The sequence below is a fragment of the Pseudomonas eucalypticola genome, assembly GCF_013374995.1.
Classification (GTDB): domain Bacteria; phylum Pseudomonadota; class Gammaproteobacteria; order Pseudomonadales; family Pseudomonadaceae; genus Aquipseudomonas; species Aquipseudomonas eucalypticola.
In genome coordinates, this window is record NZ_CP056030.1 from 5004189 (window position 1) to 5022268 (window position 18080).

Genomic DNA, 18080 nt, shown 5'->3' on the forward strand with positions numbered 1-18080 from the left:
CAGGGGCGAATCACCGTATCCTGTGCACTCTTTTGCCGCACCCGATACGGAGATCTGCCCATGAAGCAACTCACCCTGGTACTGCTCGGCGCCTTGCTGGGTGCGTGCAGCTCGTTCAACGGCGCGCCCCAGGCCCATCTGGACGGTGAAGTGTTCTACCTGCAGCGCATGGCGCTGCCACCGTCGGCCACCCTGAGCGTGACCCTGCAGGACGTATCCCTGGCGGACGCACCCGCTCAGGTGCTCGCCCGCCAGAGCGGCCCGGTGACGGGGCAGGTGCCGTTGCCCTTCCAGCTCAACTATGACCCACGGCAAATCCAGCCTGGGCACCGCTACGCCGTCAGCGCCCGCATCGAATCGCAGGGCCAACTTCTGTTCATCAGCACCGAGCAGCACAGCGTGCAACTGGATGGCAAAGACCCGCAGCCGCTGCGTATTCGCGTGAACCCCGCTCGCCAACCCAACCCCGCCCCATAAGGACGCCGCCATGCTTCGTCGCTCCACTACCGCCACCGGCCTGTTGGCCGGCTTGCTGCTTTGTGCCAACGCTTTCGCCGTGGACCTTTCCAGCCTTTCCCAGGGCGACGCCAGTGGCGGCCTCAAGGACGCCCTCACCCAGGGCGCCCAGGTGGCCGTCAAGCAACTGGGCACCCCCGGCGGCTTCAGCAACAACCCTGACGTGCGTATCGAACTGCCGGGCAAACTGGGCAAGGCCGCCAAGGCCATGAAGAAATTCGGCATGGGCGGCCAGGTCGATGCGCTGGAAACCAGCATGAACCAGGCGGCCGAAGCCGCCATGCCGCAAGCCCAGGCACTGCTGGTAGACGCCGTGAAGAAGATGACCGTGACCGATGCCAAGGGCATCCTCACCGGTGGAAACGACTCTGCGACCCAGTACCTGAGCAAGACCAGCCGTGAGCAGATCCGCGCCAAGTTTTTGCCCATCGTCAAACAGGCCACTGACAAGGTCGGCCTGGCGCAGAAGTTCAATGGCTTCGCCGGCCAGGCTGCCAGCCTGGGTGTGATCGACGCCAAGGACTCGAACCTGGAAGGCTACGTGACCGAACAGGCGCTGAACGGCCTGTTCAAGGAAATCGCCAACCAGGAAGCCAGCATCCGCAAAAACCCGGCGCAGGCGGCGACCAGCTTGGCCAAGAAGGTGTTCAGCGCACTCTGATGCGCGCACCTGATGCTACGCAGCGGCCATTACGGGCCCGATGGCCGCTGCCGCATCCGAGGAGGCGGCTGAGTTACCGCCAGGCTTGTCGGATCTGGCTTTTATCCGCCATGCTGAATACCCATTCGCGGCCGCGCTTGACCTTTACGAACAGGCCCAGATCCACCAGCCCATTCAGCGCCGCCGAAGCCGTGTTGTAGGAGCAACCCAGGTTCTCCTTCGCCGTAACGGCAGTGAACGCTATGGCTGAGCCGGTTCGCGCGACTTGCAACAGTGCCCGCTGGTGCTCATTGAGGTGGACGTACACCCCGGAGTTCACCCACCAATGCTCGAACGCCTGGGCATCAGCGAGGCTGCGCGTATAGGTTTCGGTAAACTGGGTGACGGCACGAATGATCAACCCGCATTGGTACTCGATGAAATAGGTCAGGTCCAGGTCATCGGTTTCCGTGTGCAGGTAGGAGCGCCCATATTTGACGGGCGCATTCTTGAGCAGCACGCTGATCGCAATGTAGCGAAAGACGCAGTAGTCACTCTTGAACATCAACCAATAGAACAGTGCCCGGGCGACCCGGCCATTCCCGTCACGGAAGGGGTGTTCATACCCGATGGCGAAATGCAGGGATATTGCTCGGATCAGCGGGTGCAGGTAGCCCTGTTCCTCGACGTTCTCAGGTGCGGCGTTCACCCATTCCACCAACCGCTGCAAGCGCTCCTCCAAGCCAGCGGCCGGAGGCGGCACATGCACGGTGTTGCCCTCACCATCCTGCACGACCACCTGGTCGTGATTGCGAAACTGGCCCGGTGTGTACTTGTCGTCGTCGATGCCCGTGACGCCTGTCTCATGCATCTCTTCGATCAGTTTTACGCTCAGCGGGGCATGGCGCTGCTCCCAGGCAAACTTCATCATGCGGTAGTTGCCCAGAATCATGCGCTCGTCCGGGGTGCGTGGCTGACGTTGACGCTTGAGCAGGTCCTTGGCGACCAGTGTGGTGGTAGCAGCCCCCTCCAACTGGCTGCTGCTGATGGCCTCGTCCTCAATCAAGTCATTGAGCAGGTAATTGAAGTGGGCGGCCTCCCCCAACTGGCGGGTGATGTACTCCATAGCCGCGCGGGTGGCATGGCGGTCCACCAAGGCCATTGCCTTATGCGATTGGGGCGTCGCGCACCAGGTACCCCACTGCAACGGCTGGCCCAGGGGTATCAGCGCCCGCTGCGCACTGAGGCGGGCCGCCTTGACCATTGACCAGCACAGGATCGGAACCAGTGTCGAGGGCCAACGGTGGCGTAGCTCATCGAAATGCAAATAGCGCCCCTTGTCATCGACGACCGCGTGCAGGGCCATGTAATGCGCAGGTGCCGCCAGGAAAGCCGGGTGGCTGGCAGCCTCGTCGAGGCTGAGGCAAAGGGGCGGCTTCATAGAGGCTGTCTCAATATTCCTGTTTATTGAGACAGCATTACAGCAGAAAAACAGTCATCTCTCAATTTTTCGGATTATTGAGATAACGACGGTTCGCCGTTTATCAGAACCGATAAACCGCCGCCAGCACCGCTGAACGCCCATCCCCGTACTCCACCGCCGCAGACCGCGTCTGGCTGCCTGTCACCGCCCTCACCCGCTCGATGTACCGGGTATCCAGCAGGTTGTCGAGGTTCAGCTGAAGGTCCAGTTCCGGGCTGACGCGGTAGCCGAGCATCGCCTGGTGTACCCAGTAGCCATCCAGCTTGTAGCGTTCGTCATTGCGCAGGTTGCGCTCGCTCACGTGACGAGCCCCATACCCTACGCGCCAATCCTCAGACAGCTGGTAGGCGGTCCACAGGCTGAATGACCGAGGCGGTGTGTTGGCCAGCGCCTGGCCTTCAGCACGCGGGTTGGCACGTGATTTCAGGGTTTCGCTCTGCAGGAAGCTGTAGTTGGCGAAGACCTGCCATTGCTGGCTCAAGCGACCGGTCACGCCCAGTTCCACCCCCTGTACACGTTGCAGCCCTGCCAGCAGCGACTCGCCGGTTTCGAGCTTCTCGCGCACATTGTCTTTCTGCATGCGGAACAGCGCCGCATCCAGCTGCAAGCCACCGTCGAGCACTTCCCACTTGGTGCCCAGCTCCCAGGTGCGGCTGGTTTCCGGGGCTACCTTTCGCGTCTGCTGGGTCACCCCATAGCCGCCGGTGACCAGGTTCTCGGCCGAGGGATTGAATGAGTTGCCATAGGCCAGGTACACGCGGCCGTTGGGCGCCGGCTTGTAAACCAGCCCGGCGCGATGGCTGAGGAAGGTGTCGCGGGTTTCATGTTCCCCCACCGCACCACTGGGTTTGCGCTCCAGGCTGCTGCCGTCGATCCAGTCGTGGCGCAGGCCCAGCACCAGGTCCCAATGAGGGGTGAAGCTCAGGGTGTCGAACACATACAGCCCAGTGGTCTGCAAGCGGTTGCGCACCGAAGCGCCGCGGGTGCGGTCCAGCGGCCCGTGCCAGTAGCCCGGCGGGTTGGCCAGGTCATAGACAGGGCCATCTTTCAGGCCTACCTGGGCGTAACTGTTGGTGTCACGCCGGTAGCGCTCATAGGACACATCCAGGCCCGTCACCAGCGCATGGCCAACACCGAATGTGTCGAACCGGCGGGTGAGGCTGGTGCTGTTGAGCCACTGGTCGGTCACGATGTCGCGACCGTACCCCTGGGGGCCAGCCGGCCGATACTTGCCGGGTGGCAGCCCAGCCTGGCTGACATGGGAAGCCGAAACCACGCCACTCCGGTCTACCCGGGCGTAGCGCAGGGTGTTCTGCAGGGCCAGGCCCTCATCGAAGTCATGCTCGAACACAGCACTGAGCCGGTCCGTGGTGATGTGGTCCTTGTCCAGGTTGCGCCAGCCGAAGTAGCTGTCGTGGGCGACCCCGTCGAGCACCTTGCCGCGCAGCGTCGGCAAACCATAGTCCGGCAGGTTGTCGTCCTTCTGGTGGTAGTAGCTGAGGGTCAGCCGCGTAGCCTCCCCCAGCCCCAACAGCAAGGACGGCGCCAGGCCCCAGCGCTCGCGGTCGATCTGGTTGCGCCCGGGTACATCGTTCTGGTGCGCCATGAGGTTCAGGCGCACTGCGCTGCCGCTGCCCACGCCGGGAAGCGGCTGGTTGGTGTCCAGGGTCAGGCGCCGGTAATGGTCGGTGCCCAGGGCCGCGCCCAGTTCGGTGAAGGCCTCGGCCTGGGGGGTCTTGCTCACGAGGTTGACGCTGCCGCCCGTGGTGCCGGCGCCCCCGAACACCGAGTTGGGGCCCTTGATCACCTCGACGGCCTGGAGGTTGAAGCCGTCGCTGCGGGTGGTCTGCGCGGTGTCGCGCAGGCCATCGAGCAGCAGATTGCTCGATGCATCGAAACCGCGAATGTTGATCAGGTCGCCGGAGCCGCCACCGCCTTCGCCGGCCGCGAAGGTGATCCCCGACACGTTGGACAGCACCTGGCGCAGGCTCAAGGCATTTTGCTCGCGCATGATCTGCTCGCCGACCACCGTGATCGTCTGCGGCACTTCCAGCAGCGGCTCGCTGAGCTTGGCCGAGGCCGAGCGCTCGGCCTTGTAGGCACGCTGGCGCTCGCGCTCGGCTTCTATCCGCAGCGATTCGAGCTCCAGCGGCGCACCCTCGGCCAGTGCCAGCCAGGAGCACGACATCAGCGCCAACCCGGTAACGGGCCGTGCGCCCCCTTGTCTTTGATGTGCCATGAAACGGTTCCTCCCCAAAATCGAGGGGGAAGTTTATGGGCCAGAAGCGCGAAAAAACCGGCGCTGAAAAAATCAGGAAGGGTCCTACTTCAGGGCTGTAGGACCGCAGGGCTGCAGGCGACGACTCACGGTTTCAGCGCTTTCTTGGGATAGATGTCATAGCGGCTCGACTTGCCTTCCAGGCTGTGGCTCGGCTTCGGCCCCTCGATGGACGGTGCCTTGCGCGGGCGCTTGACCACCACCCGGTGGCTGGCCAGCGCCAGCGCGGCGGCCAGCAGCGCCGGGGCATCCATGTCATCGCCCACCAGCGGGCGGAACAGGCGCATTTCCTTTTTCACCAAGGCACTCTTCTCTCGATGGGGGAACATCGGGTCCAGGTAGATGACCTGGGGCGGCTCACCTTCCCACGCGCGAATCAGGTCGATGGCATTGCCCTTGAGCAACTGCATGCGGGAGACGATCGCCCCTACGTCCAGGTCCCCTGCCGCGCGGGCGAGGCCGTCTTCCAGCAGCGCGCCGATGATGGGCTGGCGTTCGATCAGGCTCATGTCGCAGCCCAGGCTGGCCAGCACGAAAGCGTCCTTGCCCAAGCCCGCGGTGGCGTCCAGCACGCGCGGGCGCACGCCCTGCTGCACGCCCACGGCCTTGGCGATCATTTGCCCGCTGCCACCCCCGAACAGCCGCCGATGGGCCACCGCGCCCTCGACGAAGTCGACCCGCACCGGCCCTGGCGCATCCTCGCCCAACTGTTGCAGTTGCAACCCGGCTTCGGTGGCCTGCAGCGCAAACTCGGCGTCGTCGATGTCCAGCGGCAATGCCAGGCGCTGCGCCCACTGCTGTGCCACCGGTTGAAGGGCGTCGTTCTGGGCCTCGACGCGGATACGAACCGCCGCTTGCTGCTGTGCCATGGAATCCACTACTCAAAAAAGTTAAAGATCGGCCCACGCGGCCGATAACGAATATGTCCGGTATTTTGCCAGAGCCAGCGCCCTTACGTGCCATGAGCAACCTTCAGACCACATCGATCGGCTACATTTCGCCCCATGGCGACTTCAGCCGCCAGAATACCCAGGCATTGGGTGGCATCAGCCACCTGTGGTCGGACTTCTTCGCCCAGGCCATGGCCGAACAGGTGGGCGACGCGGCCGAGGGTAACCTGGTACTGCCCGGCGCGGCGCAAGACCCCGAAGTCGAACCGGCCGGTGGGGGCGATGTGTTGGCGCAGATCCTCTCCCAGCGCCTGTGCGACGTACAGGACACCGAAGTGCAACCGCCCGAGCCGCTGTTCCTGCCCAAGGCCGAGTTCGACACCGAACTGCTGGACAAGCCCGCCCCACCGTACCCGCCCGAAGCCCTTCTCGACCAGCAAAAACAGCTGGACTTCGATAACGGCTGGGTACGCCCCATCGTGATGAACGCCAACCAGCCACAGCCCGAACCTGGCCCCGCGCCCGAGCCGACGCCACTGTTCCTGCCGATCGCCGAGTTCGAGTGGGACCTGGCTGACAAGCACGTCCCGTACGACGAGCAGACCCTGGCCGAGCAGGATAAGGCGTTCGCCTACGACACCGGGTGGGCGCGGCCGCTGATCGTCAACAACCTGCGCTTGGCCGCCTGACGCGTTTTCACCCGCCCTCCCCCCCTATCAACACCCCAGCGCCAATGAGATAATCGCCCGATCTATTTCGGAGACACCCAGATGACCCAGCAACCCCATGTCCATGGCCCTGATTGCAACCACGACCACGACCACGGTCACCATGACCACGACCATGGCCATGTACACGGCCCGCACTGCAACCACGCCCCGCAGGAACCCGCGCGCAATGCCCTGAAGGACGTCGGCCGCAACGACCCGTGCCCCTGCGGTAACGGCAAGAAATTCAAGAAGTGCCACGGCGCCTGATCTGACTCACCGCAGCCACCGCGCGTCAGCGGTGGTAACCATCGAAGCGCTGTTTTCCAGCCATCGAGGCACATCCGGCCAGCCAATGGGCCTGCGCCCCGGGGGCATGCGTGCCGGCCCTGGGGCACCGGCCGTCCCATGCTGTAAATAAAGACGGCCACCCGCTTGCGTGGCGTGCGGGCGCTCACTAACGTAGCGCCTTTTACACGCCAGCCCCGCAGGAGCCTCGCCATGGCCTCGCCAGCCTTCACACATTTCATTCCCCGGTTCGGCGCCGCCGCAACCCTGGCCGGGCTGATCAGCCTGACCGGTTGCCAGTCGTGGCTCGAAAGCCGTTACGCCGACAGCGTGCCACCGGACAGTGGCGTACAGCCGCTCAAGGGGCTGGCCCAGAACGTCTCGGTGCGCCGCAACGCCTATGGCATGCCGCTGATCGAAAGCAGCAGCTTCCATGATGCGCTGTTTGCCCAGGGCTACATCAATGCCAGCGACCGCATTAGTCAGATGGTCACCCTGCGCTTGCTGGCCCAAGGCCGCCTGGCCGAGCTGCAAGGTCCCCAGGCGCTGGATGTCGACCGCTTCATGCGGACCGTGAACCTGAAGAAAAGCGCCGATGCGCTGTACGCCGCTGCGTCGCCACGCCTCAAGCGGTTCTTCGAGGTGTACGCCCGCGGCGTCAACGCCTACCTGTTCCGCTACCGCGGCAAGCTGCCCCAGGACCTGGCCGAAGCGGGTTACGTGCCTGAATACTGGAAGCCGGAAGACTCGGCGCTGATCTTCGCACTGTTCAACTTCGGCCAGTCGGTGAACCTGCAGGAAGAGATCGCTTCGCTGGTGCTGGCGCAGAAAGTTGGCGCCGACAAGCTGGCCTGGTTGCTGCCCACCTACCCCGACGAACCGCTGCCGTTCGATGAGGCCGACAAGCTCAAAGGCCTGAACCTGAGCGGCCAGGTGCCGGGCCTCGCTGAGCTGAACAAGGTCACTGGCACGCTGGCGACCCTCAGCGGGCTGGGCCTGGCGGCCTCGAACAACTGGGCCATCAGCCCGGACCACGCCCGCAACGGCCGAAGCCTGTTCGCCAACGACAGCCACCTGCCCATCGCCATTCCGTCGCTGTGGAACTACGTGCAGATTCGCGCACCGAAGTACCAGGCCGCAGGCGTGTCACTGGCCGGCATTCCCGGCGTGCTGACCGGCTTCAACGGCAAGGTCGCCTGGGGCATGACCCTGACCATGGGTGACAACCAGGACGTGTTCCTGGAAAAGATCCAACGCCAGGGCAACCAGTTGCAATACCTGGCCGACGGCAAATGGCGCCCGGCCGCGGTACGCCAGGAAACCTTCATCATCAAGGGCCAACGCCCGGTGCGCGAGGCCGTCTACGAGACGCGCCACGGACCGCTGCTCAACAGCGTGGCCAACACAGGCCTGGGCCTGGCCCTGCAAACCCCGGACTTGAAGGACGACAAGAGCCTGGACGCGCTGTTCGACCTGTCCCGGGCACAGTCAGTGGAAGCCGCCTCCGATGCCAGCCGCGAGATCCGCGCCCTGGCTGTCAACATGATTTTCGCCGACGCCCAGCACATCGGCTGGCAGGTCACCGGCCGCTTCCCCAACCGCCGCGAAGGCCGTGGCCTGCTGCCGTCGCCCGGCTGGGACGGGCGCTACGACTGGGACGGTTTCGCCGACGCCATGCTGCACCCCTACGACCAAGACCCGCCGCAAGGCTGGCTGGGCACGGCCAACCAACGCACCGTGCCCCACGGCTACGGCATGCAACTGTCCAATTCCTGGTACTACCCGGAGCGTAGCGAGCGCCTGGCGCAACTGGCCGGTGCCGGCAAGCAGGACACGCGCAGCATGATCGCCATGCAATACGACCAGACCACCACCTTCGCGCCCAAGCTCAAGGCCATGTTCCAGGCCCCAGGCATGGCCCAACCGCTGAAGCAGGCCATCGACGCCCTGCCGGCCGCCGACCGTGCCAAGGCTCAGGAAGCCTTGGCGCGACTGCTGGCGTTCAATGGCAGCCTGGCACCACAGTCGGCGGATGCGGCCCTGTACGAATTGTTCCTGCAGGAAAGCAGCAAGCAGATATTCCTCGACGAGCTGGGCCCGGAGGACAGCCCATCGTGGAAAGCCTTCGTCGCGGCCGGCAACCTGTCGTACTCGGCGCAAGCCGACCACTTGCTGGCGCGGGAGGACAGCCCGTTCTGGGATGATGTCCGCACCCCGCAAAAAGAGGACAAGCCCACCATTCTGGCCCGTAGCCTGGCCGCCGCCGTCACCGAAGGTGACAAGCAACTGGGCAGCGACCACAAGGCCTGGCAATGGGGCAACCTGCACCGCTACACCTGGGCCGCCAAGGGCACTCCACTGGCATCGCGACAAGCCGGCGGCGACCACACCACCCTCAACACCTCGGCCTACAGCTGGGGCGAGAACTTCGATGCCCGGTTGATCCCGGCCATGCGCGTGATCGTCGACTTCTCGCTGGCCGAACCGATGATCGGCCTCAACAGCACCGGCCAGTCGGGCAACCCGGCCAGCCCGCACTATGCCGACAGCATCGATGCCTGGCTGAAGGGGCAGTACGTGTCGTTCCCGATGCAGCCGCAAAACTTCGACAAGACCTATGGCAGCAAGCGGCTGTCGCTGGTGCCGGGCAAGTAGCAAATGGTGGCGGGCTTTCGGCCGGCGGACTTGACCGCGTCGGTGGCCCGCTATCCCTGGCACATGCGCCACCAGGGACGCGGCCCGCTACAGTCTATTGGAAGCCTGCACTGTTGCGATCCTTCGGCGCTCGATAAAAGCGCTCATGTTTTCTTTGGTCCGCGCCACCAACTCTGGTGGCGCGACTCGCGGTGAGCCCGCTTGAAAGGGCGGTTCAGGATCGTATTCCATTTGCAACTGGATACTTTGGGCAACCTCCTCCCCTGCCAGTAACGCAACCACGCTCAACGCAAAGTCGATACCCGACGTGACACCAGCACCGGTCAACCGATCTCGGTCACGCACCACTCGCGCATGGACAGGCTCAGCCCCCAGCAACCCCAATTGGTCGATGGAAGACCAATGGCTCGTAGCCCTATACCCCGTTAACAACCCCGCCGCGCCAAGGATGAGCGACCCCGTGCAAACCGAGGTTATCAACTGGCAACCAGCTGCTACCTTACGCAGGAAGTTCAGTGTCTGCTGGTCACTCATGAGTTCGATCTGGCCGGAACCGCCTGGAACGCAGATGACGGTCAGCGGCGGACACTCGTCGTAGCGCGTGGTCGGCAAGATACGCATGCCGCGATCAGTCACCACTGGATCGAGATCCTTCCAGAGCAGGTGCACATGGGCCCCCGGGAGCCTGCTGAAAACCTCGGCAGGACCCGTCAAGTCAAGCTGGGTGACATTTGGGAAAAGAACAAGACCGATATGGATAGAACTCGAGGACATGGATGCCTCCCTGGCCGTTTGGAATGCTAGGCACTTTAGGGCAGACAGGTTTGGAGCGTTATACCGATTGCACCTCTGAACGCGCCATTTTGGTATTAGCTTTAGACGCATACGCGCCCCTACCCAGGGTATTTGCGGTGGAGAGGAAAATCCGCAGACGAAAAAAAGCCTGCACTAGGCAGGCTTCTTTTTGGTACCAGGCGTTCAGTGTTCCTGGTTCCTGATATGGCGCAGCGGACGGGACTCGAACCCGCGACCCCCGGCGTGACAGGCCGGTATTCTAACCGACTGAACTACCGCTGCGCGATACACGTGGAGCGAGTGGTGGGTGATGACGGGATCGAACCGCCGACCCTCTGCTTGTAAGGCAGATGCTCTCCCAGCTGAGCTAATCACCCTTCGTCTCTCGGTGTGGCGCGCATTGTACGGATGGATCGCTGACATGGCAACACAAAATTGCACGACCCGGCCACGATATGAGTGGTTTCCTGCAGACGAAAAAAAACCTGCACAAGGCAGGTTTCTTTTTGGGTACCAGGCGTTCAGTGTTCGTGGTTCCTAATATGGCGCAGCGGACGGGACTCGAACCCGCGACCCCCGGCGTGACAGGCCGGTATTCTAACCGACTGAACTACCGCTGCGCGACACACATAGAGAGAATGGTGGGTGATGACGGGATCGAACCGCCGACCCTCTGCTTGTAAGGCAGATGCTCTCCCAGCTGAGCTAATCACCCTTTGTCTCTCGGTGTGGCGCGCATTCTACGGACGCACCTATGGCCTGGCAAGCATTTTTTAAATTAATTTTTCGAAGCCTTCCAAACACTTAGCGCAGGGTTGGCCTGCGCCCTCACACGGGACAATAATGCGCCCCTTATGTGTTGAGGAGTGATTCACCCCATGTGGTTCAAAAACCTGCTTGTCTACCGCCTGACCCAAGATATCCCCTTCGACGCCGAGGCCCTGGAAACCGCACTGGCCACCAAGCCCGCGCGCCCCTGTGCAAGCCAGGAGCTGACCACTTATGGTTTCGTCGCGCCCTTCGGCAAGGGTGAAGACGCCCCCCTCGTCCACGTCAGCGGCGATTTCCTGCTGATTTCGGCCCGCAAGGAAGAGCGCATCCTGCCGGGCAGCGTCGTGCGCGATGCCGTCAAGGAAAAGGTCGAAGAGATCGAAGCCGAACAGATGCGCAAGGTCTACAAGAAAGAGCGTGACCAGATCAAGGACGAGATCATCCAGGCCTTCCTGCCGCGCGCCTTTATCCGTCGCTCGGCCACCTTCGCCGCCATCGCGCCCAAGCAAGGCCTGATCCTGGTCAACTCGGCCAGCCCCAAGCGTGCCGAAGACCTGCTGTCGACCCTGCGTGAAGTACTGGGCTCGCTACCCGTGCGCCCACTGACCGTGAAAACCTCGCCAACCGCGGTGATGACCGAGTGGGTCAAGACCCAGACCGCCGCCCCTGACTTCTATGTGCTGGACGAATGCGAACTGCGCGACGCCGAGGAAGATGGCGGCATCGTGCGCTGCAAGCGCCAGGACCTGACCGCTGACGAGATCCAGTTGCACCTGAGCACTGGCAAACTGGTGACCCAACTGTCGCTGGCCTGGCAGGACAAGTTGTCGTTCGTGCTGGACGACAAGATGGTGGTCAAGCGCCTGAAGTTCGAAGAACTGCTGCAAGACCAGGCCGAAGAAGACGGCGGCGACGAGGCACTGGGCCAACTGGATGCCAGCTTCACCCTGATGATGCTGACGTTTGGCGAATTCCTGCCGGCGCTGTTCGAAGCCCTGGGCGGCGAAGAACTGCCTCAGGGGATTTGACGCTGCGCGCTATAAGCTGAAAGCCATGCTGCACCCTGTGGGACCGGGCGCAGCTCGGGAAAAGCACGACGCGGTGTATCAGGCACCCCGCGCCGTGCTTTTCCCGAGCTACGCCCGGTCCCACATCTCTACATCCATAAGAAGGAAACACCATGCGCGCCCTGGCCGCCCTCAGCCGCTTTGTCGGCAACACCTTCGCTTACTGGGTCTTGCTGTTCGCCATCCTGGCGTTCCTGTTCCCGCAATGGTTTATCGCCTTGAAAGTGCTGATCGTGCCGCTGCTGGGCCTGGTGATGTTCGGCATGGGCCTTACCCTCAAGCTCGATGACTTTGCCGAACTCAGCCGGCACCCGTGGCGGGTGTGCCTGGGGGTGGTGGCGCACTTCGTGATCATGCCGGGCATGGCATGGCTGTTGTGCCAGCTGTTTCACCTTCCGGCCGAGATCGCCGTGGGCGTGATTCTGGTGGGTTGCTGCCCCAGTGGCACCGCTTCCAACGTGATGACCTGGCTGGCCAAGGGCGACCTGGCGCTGTCGGTGGCCATCGCCGCCGTGACCACCCTGCTCGCGCCACTGCTGACCCCTGCGCTCATCTGGCTGCTGGCATCGGCCTGGCTGCCGGTTTCGTTCATGGAGATGTTCTGGTCGATCCTGCAATTGGTGATGCTGCCCATCGTGCTGGGGGTGATCGCCCAGCGCCTGCTCGGTGACCGGGTGCGCTACGCCGTCGAAGTGCTGCCGTTGGTGTCGGTGGTCAGTATCGTCATGATCGTCTGCGCCGTGGTCGCTGCCAGCCAGGCGAAGATCGCCGAGTCAGGCCTGTTGATCATGGCGGTGGTGTTGCTGCACAACAGTTTCGGCTTCGTGCTGGGTTATGTCACCGGGCGCGTGTTCAAGTTGCCGCTGGCCCAGCGCAAGTCGCTGGCGCTGGAAGTGGGTATGCAGAACTCGGGGCTGGGCGCGGCGCTGGCCAGCGCGCACTTCTCGCCGCTGGCGGCGGTGCCTAGCGCGCTGTTCAGCGTATGGCACAACATCTCCGGCGCGTTGCTGGCAACGTTCTTCCGCAAGATGGACGACCGCCCCTAGGGGCGCCTTGCCGGGACCGGCGAAGTTGGGCACTATGGTGCGCATCCACGGGACGACCCGTCGATGCGCACTTTTTCGTTCGGGGACGGCCCCATCACTTGAATCAATTGATGGAGGTTGCCATGTCCTGGCTGATCCTTTTCCTTGCGGGCCTGTTCGAAGTCGGTTGGGCCATTGGCCTGAAGTACACCGATGGCTTCACGCGCCCCTTGCCTACCCTGCTTACCGTTGCCGCCATGGCGGCCAGCCTCGGCCTGCTAGGCCTGGCCGTGCGTGAACTGCCGCTGGGCACCGCCTACGCCATCTGGACAGGCGTGGGGGCGGTGGGCACGGTAATCGCTGGCATCATTCTGTTTGGCGAATCCATGGCGCCGATGCGCATCGTCAGCGTGCTGCTGATCGTGCTGGGCCTTGCCGGCCTCAAGGCCAGCACCTGACGGCGCCGGCCCCTGCAAGGCAGCCAGGTTCAGCGCCCCTCGCCGCGCAGCTCGCTGACACGCGCGCGCAGCCGCGAGGGCTTGGCGTCCTCGGCCGGCACCGGCTGCCCCGCAGCCAGCGTCACGCGCGACCATAACCGACGGAAGAATCCCTTGGCCGGGTCACGACTGAAGAAACTGCCCCACAGCCCCTGCAGGGCCAGCGGAATCACCGGTACCGGGGTCTGCGCCAATATCGTGGTCACCCCACTCTTGAACTCGCTGATCTCACCATCACCGGTCAATTTGCCCTCAGGGAAAATACACACCAGCTCACCGTCCGCGAGGCAGGCCGCGATGCGCTTGAACGCCTGGTCGTAGATCAGCAGGTCTTCCCCGCGTCCGGCAATGGGAATGGCCCCGGCGGTGCGGAAGATGAAATTGAGCACCGGCAGCTGGAAGATCTTGTAATACATCACGAAGCGAATCGGCCGCCGTACCGCGCCGGTAATCAGCAGCGCGTCCACAAAGGACACGTGGTTGCACACCAGCAACGCAGCGCCCTCGTCAGGAATGCGTTCCAGGTCGCGGTGCTCCACCCGATACATGGAATGGCTGAGCAGCCAGATCATGAAGCGCATGGTGAACTCGGGCACGATCTTGAAGATGTAGGCGTTCACCGCGATGTTCATCACCGACACCACCAGGAACAACTGCGGGATCGACAGCTTGGCGAAGCTCAGCAGCAGGATCGAGACAATGGCCGAGACCACCATGAACAACGCATTGAGAATGTTGTTGGCCGCAATGACCCGGGCTCGCTCATTTTCAGCGGTGCGCGATTGAATCAGCGCATACAGCGGCACGATATAGAAGCCGCCGAACACGCCCAGGCCCAGGATATCCAGCAATACCCACCAGGCCTGGCCGATGCCCAGCACGGTCAACCAGTCATTGTTCGCCGGGCCTTGGGCGAAGTCGCCTGAGTGCCACCACAGCAACAAACCAAACAACGTCAGACCAAATGAGCCGAAGGGCACCAGGCCAATCTCGACCTTGCGCCCCGAGAGCTTCTCGCACAGCACCGAGCCCAGGGCGATGCCCACGGAAAATACCGTGAGAATCAGGGTGACCACGGTTTCATCGCCGTTGAGCCAGTCCTTGGCGTAGGCCGGAATCTGGGTCAGGTAGATTGCCCCGACGAACCAGAACCACGAGTTGCCCACCACCGAGCGCGACACTGCCGGGGCTTGCCTGAGGCCCATTTTCAGGGTGGCCCACGACTGGCTGAAAATGTTCCAGTCCAGTTTCAGCTGCGGCGTATCGGCCGCGGCGGGCGGAATGGCGCGGCTGGCCAGGTACCCCAACACTGCCACCCCGACAATCGCCGTACTGACGACAGGTGCGTAGTGAGCCTGGGACATCATCACCCCGGCGCTGATGGTGCCGGCCAGAATTGCCAGGAACGTGCCCATCTCCACCAGGCCATTGCCACCTACCAACTCTTCCTCGCGCAACGCCTGGGGCATGATCGAATACTTTACCGGCCCGAACAGCGCCGAGTGGGTGCCCATGGCGAACAGCGCCGCCAGCATCATCCACAGGTGATCAAAGACAAAGCCCGTGGCGCCCACGGCCATGATCACGATCTCGCCGATCTTGATCACCCGGATAAGCGCGTCCTTGTCGAATTTCTCGCCAAACTGCCCGGCCAGCGCCGAGAAGAGAAAGAACGGCAGGATGAACAGCAGCGCACATAGGTTGACCCAGAGGGTGCGGTCACCGCTGATGCTCAACTTGTAGAGAATCGCCAGGATCAGCGACTGCTTGAACACGTTGTCGTTGAAAGCACCCAGGGACTGGGTAAGGAAAAACGGCAGGAAACGCCGCTTGCCCAACAGACTGAATTGCGAGGGGTGACTCATCGTCCTTGCACCTTGGTGGCGCCGCTAACGGCATAGGCTTTTGCCATTGGATGCAGCCGACTACCCTCCAGGCCACATCTGCCGTCCTAGATTAGCGAATCTGTGTAACTGTTCATTGCCCGCGTGCCGCTGCAATGCACGGCGACACAAACAATTCACCTCGCCACGCCCCGCGCAGAGTCCGGGTCATCACCACCGCCCACAGCATCCCCAGGCACACCACCAACCCCTGACCGCACAGGCTGAAGAAAGCCAGATGCAACACATGCCCCAAGCGCAGGGTGGCCAGGGTGTATACCCCCAGCGGGAAGATGAACGCCCACCACCCGAGGTTGAACGGCATGCCCGCGCGCAAGTAGCGCAGCGTGATCAACACCGCCAGCAGCATCCACCACAGCCCCATGCCCCACAGGATCAACGCGCTGATGACCCCCAGGCCATCGAGCATGTCGCCCACGCCCGGCAACACCCCAGCGGCGGCGAGGATGCCCGGGGCATCGCCGCCCAGCAGCAACATGCCCAGGGCACCGGTGCCGATAGGGCCGAGCGCCAGCCAGCTGGACGCGGCCATGCTTTCATGGGGCAGTTTGTGCAGCGCCATGCGCAGCATCAGGATGGTCAGAATGGCAAAGGCTACGGGCACCGAGAAGGCCCACAGTACGTAGCTGGTGACCAGCATGCTGAACTGCGCCGCCGGGTCCAGCAGGTGCGGCGCTAGCAGGCCACCGCTGGCAGCGGCGACCTCGGCCGCCACCACGGGCAACAGCCAGACCGCCGTCATCTGATCGATGCTGTGCTGTTGTCGGGTAAACATCAGGAACGGAATACCCACGCCACATGCCAGCGACAGGCCCACATCCAGCCACCACAGCGCTTGAAGCCAGGGCAGTGCGGCATCGCCCACCCCTGGGAGGGCGAAGAGAATGAAGCCGTTGAGCAACGTCGCCAGGGCCATGGGAATGGTGCCAATGAACATCGACACGGTCGAGTGGCCGAAAATGCGCCGTGCCTCATGGAAGAACAGCACCCAGCGCGCGCCATAGAGCACCGCGAACAGCGCAAACAACACCAGTGCCACTCCCCACAAAGCGTGCGCCAGTGCCGGCAGCCATGGCCCGTTGGCCGGCAACTGCGCCATGGCCAAAGCAAGCACACCGGTGCCCATGACCACGGCAAACCAGTTGGGGGTAAATTGACGAATCACTTCGCGGGGGTGCTGCAAAGCGCTGAAGGGCCGGCGGGCCAACGGAACGGGGCGGTGCATGGGTTTCTCCTGTCCTCGTGTGAGGTGAAACCATGCTAGCCGTCTTTGACTTATCTGCTAAACGGGTAGTTTAGCTATAGGTCATCGATTATGCCGATATGGCGCGGACGCCGCGTCGCAGCCACATGCCGACCAGCGCCACGACACAGAGGGCGATCTGCAGCATGCCGTAACCGTCGCTGGTGGCCACCAACCCAATGCTGCGCACCAGGAAACCCGCCAGGATCGCCGGCGCGCAGAACGCCAGGTAGCTGAGCACATAGAACGTCGACATCAACCCAGCCCGCTCGTGGGCATGGGCCAGTGGCAGCACGCTGCGCGCGGAGCCCAGAAAGCCACTGCCGAAACCGGCGCCGGCGATGACCGCGCCGACGAAGAACAGCGTCAGCGCCTGCTGATTGGCCGCCAGCAGAACCAGGCCAATGCCGATGGCCAACAGCACCGTGCCCAGGCGCAGCACCTTCTCGGCTGCGACCGTGCGCAGCGCATAGATGGCGCCCGCGCCACTGAGCGTCAGCGTTGCCACCAGCGCCCCGCCGATCAGGTTGGAGGTAGAGCCCGTCGCCGCCCGCACCAGCGAAGGCGCCAGCGACAGAAAGAAGCCACCGGTCATCCACACTGCCGTGTTCACCGGCAGCATGCGCCACACGGCCGCCCTGGCCTGCGGCGGCACGCTCAGGCGCGGGCGAAGCGAGGCGAGGGCGCCCGGCTGCGCGCTGACACTTTCCGGCAACCACACCAGCAGCACTGCCTGAACCACCAGCACACCGAGCACCACCGCGTACACCAGGCCAGTGGGCCACGGCGCATATTGCACCAGCAGCCCACTGCCCAAACCGCCCAGCGCCATGCCCAGCAACGGCGCCAGGCTGTTCAGCAGCGGCCCCTTGTTGCGGTCGTTATCCAGCAGGGCTGCGCCCAGGGAACTGGTGGCCATGCCCGTGGCGAACCCCTGCACAACCCGGGCGGCGAGCAGCCAGCTGACGTCGCGGGCATAGATGAACGCCAGCATCGACAGCATGTTCAGCAACAGGGCTACCCGCAACACCGGGCGCCGGCCGATATAATCCGAGAGCGAACCCACGGTCAGCAACGCCGCCAGCAGGCTTAGCGCGTACACCCCGAACACCATGGTCAGCATGCCCGGCGAGAACTGCCAGGCCTCTTGGTACACGTGATACAAGGGGGTGGGCGCGCTGGACGCCGCCAGGAATGTCAGCAGCACCACCGACAGGTAGGCCAGGCTGCTTCTGGCTGACAACACGTAGGACATGGTAGCCTCCGCAAAAGCTAATTCATTGCATTAGCAGAGTCTGCACCCGCTCCGCGCTTAAAGCAA

General features: G+C 63.4%; 15 protein-coding genes and 4 tRNA genes. 8 read left to right on the forward strand and 11 right to left on the reverse strand.

Annotated features, from left to right (window positions below; genetic code table 11):
- The first annotated feature begins 60 nt into the window (after positions 1-60).
- Complete coding sequence (locus tag HWQ56_RS22245; RefSeq protein WP_176571789.1) at positions 61-477, forward strand: YbaY family lipoprotein; 417 nt, start codon at positions 61-63, stop codon at positions 475-477.
- 10 nt (positions 478-487) lie between these two features.
- Positions 488-1177 (forward strand): DUF4197 domain-containing protein, encoded by a 690-nt coding sequence (locus HWQ56_RS22250; protein ID WP_158156904.1) that lies wholly within the window; start codon positions 488-490, stop codon positions 1175-1177.
- A gap of 73 nt (positions 1178-1250) precedes the next feature.
- Here the strand turns inward: HWQ56_RS22250 and HWQ56_RS22255 are convergent, their stop codons facing one another.
- The 3 genes from HWQ56_RS22255 to HWQ56_RS22265 form a co-directional block, all read right to left on the reverse strand.
- Entirely contained in the window at positions 1251-2597 is a 1347-nt protein-coding gene (locus HWQ56_RS22255; RefSeq protein ID WP_176571790.1) for a Fic family protein, read from the reverse strand.
- Between the two features lie 103 nt (positions 2598-2700).
- Positions 2701-4878: a TonB-dependent receptor gene (locus tag HWQ56_RS22260; RefSeq protein ID WP_176571791.1), complete on the reverse strand. Its 2178-nt coding sequence runs from the start codon at positions 4876-4878 to the stop codon at positions 2701-2703.
- A 125-nt stretch (positions 4879-5003) separates the two neighbouring features.
- Positions 5004-5786 carry a class I SAM-dependent methyltransferase gene (locus HWQ56_RS22265; RefSeq protein ID WP_158156910.1) on the reverse strand — a complete coding sequence of 261 codons (783 nt, stop codon included), beginning with the start codon at positions 5784-5786 and terminating at the stop codon, positions 5004-5006.
- Between the two features lie 92 nt (positions 5787-5878).
- Here HWQ56_RS22265 and HWQ56_RS22270 point away from each other — a divergent pair, with 92 nt between their 5' ends.
- From HWQ56_RS22270 to HWQ56_RS22280, 3 genes are all read left to right on the forward strand, one after another.
- Positions 5879-6496, forward strand: a complete 618-nt coding sequence (locus tag HWQ56_RS22270; RefSeq protein WP_176571792.1) for an energy transducer TonB — start codon at positions 5879-5881, stop codon at positions 6494-6496.
- A gap of 81 nt (positions 6497-6577) precedes the next feature.
- Entirely contained in the window at positions 6578-6784 is a 207-nt protein-coding gene (locus tag HWQ56_RS22275) for an SEC-C metal-binding domain-containing protein (protein ID WP_158158879.1), read from the forward strand.
- A gap of 231 nt (positions 6785-7015) precedes the next feature.
- Positions 7016-9457, forward strand: coding sequence for a penicillin acylase family protein (locus HWQ56_RS22280; protein ID WP_158158877.1), 2442 nt, complete (start codon positions 7016-7018; stop codon positions 9455-9457).
- Between the two features lie 87 nt (positions 9458-9544).
- On the opposite strand, the gene HWQ56_RS22285 is transcribed toward HWQ56_RS22280, so the two are convergent.
- From HWQ56_RS22285 to HWQ56_RS22305, 5 genes are all read right to left on the reverse strand, one after another.
- Positions 9545-10231, reverse strand: coding sequence for a DJ-1/PfpI family protein (locus HWQ56_RS22285; protein ID WP_176571793.1), 687 nt, complete (start codon positions 10229-10231; stop codon positions 9545-9547).
- A 226-nt stretch (positions 10232-10457) separates the two neighbouring features.
- Positions 10458-10534: transfer RNA gene (locus tag HWQ56_RS22290), tRNA-Asp, on the reverse strand.
- 19 nt (positions 10535-10553) lie between these two features.
- Positions 10554-10629, reverse strand: a tRNA-Val gene (locus HWQ56_RS22295).
- Positions 10630-10795: 166 nt separating this feature from the next.
- Positions 10796-10872 (reverse strand) — tRNA-Asp (locus HWQ56_RS22300).
- A 19-nt stretch (positions 10873-10891) separates the two neighbouring features.
- Positions 10892-10967, reverse strand: a tRNA-Val gene (locus HWQ56_RS22305).
- Positions 10968-11130: 163 nt separating this feature from the next.
- On the opposite strand from HWQ56_RS22305, the gene rdgC reads away from it, so the two are divergent.
- The 3 genes from rdgC (at position 11131) to sugE (ending at position 13573) form a co-directional block, all read left to right on the forward strand.
- Positions 11131-12051: a recombination-associated protein RdgC gene (rdgC, locus tag HWQ56_RS22310; RefSeq protein ID WP_158154243.1), complete on the forward strand. Its 921-nt coding sequence runs from the start codon at positions 11131-11133 to the stop codon at positions 12049-12051.
- A gap of 152 nt (positions 12052-12203) precedes the next feature.
- Positions 12204-13136: a bile acid:sodium symporter family protein gene (locus HWQ56_RS22315; RefSeq protein WP_176571794.1), complete on the forward strand. Its 933-nt coding sequence runs from the start codon at positions 12204-12206 to the stop codon at positions 13134-13136.
- Between the two features lie 122 nt (positions 13137-13258).
- The gene (gene sugE, locus HWQ56_RS22320) at positions 13259-13573 is read left to right on the forward strand and encodes a quaternary ammonium compound efflux SMR transporter SugE (protein ID WP_158154241.1); all 315 of its coding nucleotides are present in this window, start codon (positions 13259-13261) and stop codon (positions 13571-13573) included.
- A 29-nt stretch (positions 13574-13602) separates the two neighbouring features.
- Here sugE and HWQ56_RS22325 read toward each other — a convergent pair whose 3' ends face one another.
- From HWQ56_RS22325 to HWQ56_RS22335, 3 genes are all read right to left on the reverse strand, one after another.
- The gene (locus HWQ56_RS22325; RefSeq protein ID WP_176571795.1) at positions 13603-15477 is read right to left on the reverse strand and encodes an MFS transporter; all 1875 of its coding nucleotides are present in this window, start codon (positions 15475-15477) and stop codon (positions 13603-13605) included.
- Positions 15478-15589: 112 nt separating this feature from the next.
- Positions 15590-16741, reverse strand: coding sequence for a TDT family transporter (locus HWQ56_RS22330; protein WP_176571796.1), 1152 nt, complete (start codon positions 16739-16741; stop codon positions 15590-15592).
- 88 nt (positions 16742-16829) lie between these two features.
- Positions 16830-18014, reverse strand: coding sequence for an MFS transporter (locus HWQ56_RS22335; RefSeq protein WP_176571797.1), 1185 nt, complete (start codon positions 18012-18014; stop codon positions 16830-16832).
- Between the last annotated feature and the right edge of the window lie 66 nt (positions 18015-18080).